We start from the raw sequence: 2514 nt of genomic DNA, 5'->3' as shown, positions 1-2514 counted from the left end.
GGGTAGATGCCCTTGCGCGAGACGAACTCCGACTCGAGGGCGTCGTAGAGTTCGGCGACCTCGGCCCGGTCGTAATGCTCGACGAGCGTGTCGAGGGCTGCCTTCATCGTCGGCACGCGCGAGTCGCCGCTCTTGTAGACGCGGTGGCCGAAGCCCATGATCTTGCGCTTCTCCGCCAACGCCTCATCGAGCCACTCGACCACGTTCGAGGCGTCGCCGATCTCGTCGAAGATGTGCAGCACCGCCTCGTTCGCGCCGCCGTGCAGCGGCCCCTTCAGCGCGCCGATCGCACCGACAACGGCCGAGTACAGGTCGCTGAGGGTCGAGGTGATCACGCGGGCGGTGAACGTCGAGGCGTTGAACGAGTGCTCGGCGTACAGGATCATCGAGCGGTTGAACGCATCGACGACGACCGGGTCTGGCTCTTCGCCGAACGTCATCCAGAGGAAGTTCGCCGAGTAGTCGAGGTCGTCGCGCGGTGCGATCGGCTCCTGACCACGACGGCGGCGCTGGCCGTAGGCGACGATCGCCGGCAGCGCCGCGAACAGGCGGATGCTGCGCTCGAGGTTCTCTTCGGGACTGCCGCCCGCGTCGAGCACCGATCCCCCGGCGTTCGTGTCGGCGGCGCCGATCAGGCTCACGGCCGTGCGCACCTCGTCCATCGGATGCGCCTTCACCGGCACCAGGTCGATCGCCGCTTTGACGTCGTCGGTCAGCGCACGGTGCTCGCGCTCGGTCGCACGCAGGGCTGCCAGCTGCTCGGCATCCGGCAGCTCGCCGTGCCACAGCAGGTAGGCGACCGCCTCGAACGACTGGGTCGCCGCCAGCTCCTGCACGGGATACCCGCGGTAGAGCAGGCTGTTCGTGTCGGGGTTGACCTTCGAGATCGCGGTCCTGTCGACGACGACTCCCGCGAGGCCCTTCTTGATGTCCGGCTCGGTCATGCTCACTCCTTCGTCACGGTGAAGCCTGCGACGCCCGAGTCGAACTGCTTGTAGGACTCGTAGTCGATCAGGTCGTAGAGATCTGCACGGTGCTGCATCTCACCGAGCTTCGAGGTGAGGTGCCCCTCCTCGCCCAGCGTATCGAGCGCACGGCCCGCTGCACCCATCGCGATGCGCAGCAGCGACACAGGCCAGATGACCATGTTCACACCCGCGTCCCGCAGCTGATCGACCGAGAAGAGGTCGCTCTTGCCGAACTCGGTCATGTTGGCGAGGATCGGCACGTCGAGCGCCGTCGCCATCGCCTCGAATTCGGAGAGCGTGCGCATCGCCTCGGGGAAGACGGCATCGGCCCCGGCATCCACCAGCGCCTTGGCGCGGTCGATCGCGGAATCGAGCCCCTCGACCGCGCGGATGTCGGTGCGTGCCATGATCAGGAAGTTCGGATCGCGTCGGGCGTCGGCGGCGGCGCGGATGCGACGGCTCGCGGNNGGGTTGATCTGGTCTTCGATGTGGGTGCCCGCAAGACCCGCGTCCTCGAGCTCCTGGATCGTACGGGCGACGTTCATCGGCTCGCCGAAGCCGGTGTCGGCGTCGACGATCGCGGGGATGTCGGTCATCCGCGCGATCTGCTTGGCGCGACCGGCGACCTCGGTCAGGGTGGTGAGACCGATGTCGGGCACCCCGAGGTCGGCAGAGAGCACCGCGCCCGAGATGTAGACCCCGTCGAAGCCCTTCTGCTCGATCAGCCGGGCGCTCAGCGGGTTGAAGGCACCGGGGAACCTCAGCAGCTCGCCGCTCGCGAGGCGCTCGCGGAACAGACGGCGCTTCTCGGCCGGGGTGACGTGGGAGTACAGCATCAGAACAGACCCTTCGGGGCATCGGCGCCCTCGAGCAGACCGGGCTTCGCGATGATCGACAGCTCGCCGACCTCGGCGGCCGTGAGCTCGGGCAGACGCTGCACCAGCTCGAGGAAACGCTCGATCTCGGCGGGCTCGAGCACGGGCTCGGCCAGCAGGCGGAACTTCGCGATGTAATTGTCGCGCGCGAACGGACGGGCGCCGAGCGGATGCGCGTCGGCGACGGCGATCTCGTCGACGACGGTCGTGCCGTCGGTGAGGCGGAACTCGACGCGACCGCCGAATGCCTTCACGTCGGGGTCTTCCGAGTGGTAGCGGCGCGTCCACTCGGCATCCTCGGCCGTGGTGATCTTGTGCCACAGGGCGACGGTGTCTTCGCGGCCCGCACGCTCGGGGGTGTACGAGTCGACGTGGTGCCAGCCGCCGTCCTGCAGGGCGACAGCGAAGATGTACGGGATCGAGTGGTCGAGCGTCTCGCGCGATGCGGTGGGGTCGTACTTCTGCGGGTCGTTCGCTCCCGAGCCGATCACGTAGTGGGTGTGATGGCTGGTGTGCAGCACGATGGCCTCGATGTTCGCGGGGTCGCGCAGCGCCGGATTCTCGGTGCCGAGCTTGCGGGCGAGGTCGATCCACGCCTGCGCCTGGTACTCGGCCGAGTGCTCCTTCGTGTACGAGTCGAGGATCGCGCGCTTCGCCTCGCCCGCGGCGGG

General features: G+C 68.1%; 2 protein-coding genes and 1 pseudogene. All 3 read right to left on the bottom strand.

Features of this window, described 5'->3' with window-relative positions; all coding sequences use genetic code 11:
• Window positions 1-944 (bottom strand): bifunctional 2-methylcitrate synthase/citrate synthase (locus tag J7E68_RS15430; protein ID WP_215174063.1); only part of this gene is annotated, 944 nt, incomplete at its 3' end.
• A gap of 2 nt (window positions 945-946) precedes the next feature.
• The gene (locus J7E68_RS15425) at window positions 947-1804 is read right to left on the bottom strand and encodes an isocitrate lyase/phosphoenolpyruvate mutase family protein (RefSeq protein WP_215174061.1); all 858 of its coding nucleotides are present in this window, start codon (window positions 1802-1804) and stop codon (window positions 947-949) included.
• Window positions 1804-2514, bottom strand: a pseudogene (locus J7E68_RS15420) (MmgE/PrpD family protein); the annotation flags it as partial. The gene J7E68_RS15425 and the pseudogene J7E68_RS15420, both read right to left, overlap by 1 nt.

This window comes from Microbacterium sp. ISL-103 (assembly GCF_018613995.1).
In the GTDB taxonomy this organism is placed as follows: Bacteria; Actinomycetota; Actinomycetes; order Actinomycetales; family Microbacteriaceae; genus Microbacterium.
The sequence above is the reverse complement of the archived record's forward strand: the minus strand, read 5'-3'. Positions and strand labels throughout refer to the sequence as shown.